1 protein-coding gene is annotated in these 1,272 nt (G+C 61.3%); it reads left to right on the top strand.

The genetic code is table 11. The features are described from left to right. Positions 1-40: 40 nt before the first annotated feature. Positions 41-1,272: hypothetical protein (locus JJE47_14910; protein ID MBK5268710.1), on the top strand; the 1,232-nt coding region annotated here is incomplete at its 3' end.

Here is a 1,272-nt window from a genome sequence, read left to right as displayed (position 1 = left end):
CCGACCGACCACATCGGAGCCCTTGGCCTGGATGCCGCACGTGCCCGAACCAGGAATAGTGCGACTTCTCGACGATATGGGGGTGGACAAGCGGGTAGGACATTTGAACGATCTGCCGGTTGTACTCATCGATATGCCAGACACCGACTCGGTAGTCGGAGCCCATCGGGCAATCTTTGAACGCCTCCTTCCTCGGGTTGATGTCGTCTGGTGGGTGGTCGATCCCGAGAAATACTCGGACCGCCTCTTGCATCGTGATTTCCTGGGACCGCTCGCCGATTATCAGGGGCAATTCCGGTTTGTGTTCAATCAGATCGATCGGCTTTCATCCGTCGAGTTGCGTGAGGTTCTCCAAGACTTTGAGAGCAAGCTGAAGGAGATCGGGATTTCGGCCCCGGTCATTATCCCGGTGGCGGCCAGCCCACCGAACGGGTTCCCGGTTGGGATAGATCGCCTGGTTGATGCGCTCGTCGAGCTTGGAGACGCCAAACGGGCCGTTACCGCCAAGACCCTTGTCGATATCCGACGGGCCGGTGCGACCATCGCTGCCGTAACCGGGGTGACCGGTGAAGGAATCGGATTTGAAGCCCAGTGGGAGACGGCAAGATCTGAGGTCGTCACTGGTCTGGTCGACATGGTGGTGGCGGCCGACGTGGCAGAAAAAGCCGAAGCCGAGGGCGCCGCGGTGGCGCTGCGTACCGGAGTGGGACCAATTGGCCTGGTGATCACCCGACTTCGGGACACCAGATTGGCGAGAGCGCTTGGTTTGTCTTCGCGCGACGGACTCGCCAATGAATCGGCCAGGGAGTGGGCTTCGAGGCCAGGGCGCGATACGGCACTCGGGACGATGGAATCTCTCGTGTCACAGGTCGCCTTGGCGGCTGGCGGACCCTATGCCAAGGCCATTCGATCACAATTCGATACCGAGCGTCTCACGGATGCGGTCGACAAGACGGTCGACCGGGCCCTGCATCGAGCCGGCCAGGCCAAACTCACCGGGCGCTCCTGGTGGGCGTCGATAGCGGCTATCAAATGGCTTCTGACGCTTGCGGTCATTTGGGGAGGTGTGTGGTGGTACGCGAGTCCTCCGGTTCGCGGTTCGGTTCCATGGTCGGTGGTCCTCGTCGTGGTCGGGTTGGTGGTTGGTCTCGGTTTGAGTCGGCTGCTCGATGCCTCCGGGCGGACGCTCGGCAGAGCTCGAATCGTCGAGTTCCGCCAGCAGATGGTCACTGATCTGGATTCGCAGCTTGAGCGCGTGCTTGGGCAACCACT

Source organism: Acidimicrobiia bacterium (assembly GCA_016650365.1).
In the GTDB taxonomy this organism is placed as follows: Bacteria; Actinomycetota; Acidimicrobiia; order Spongiisociales; family JAENVV01; genus JAENVV01.
This window is presented reverse-complemented; position numbering and strand designations above follow the sequence as displayed.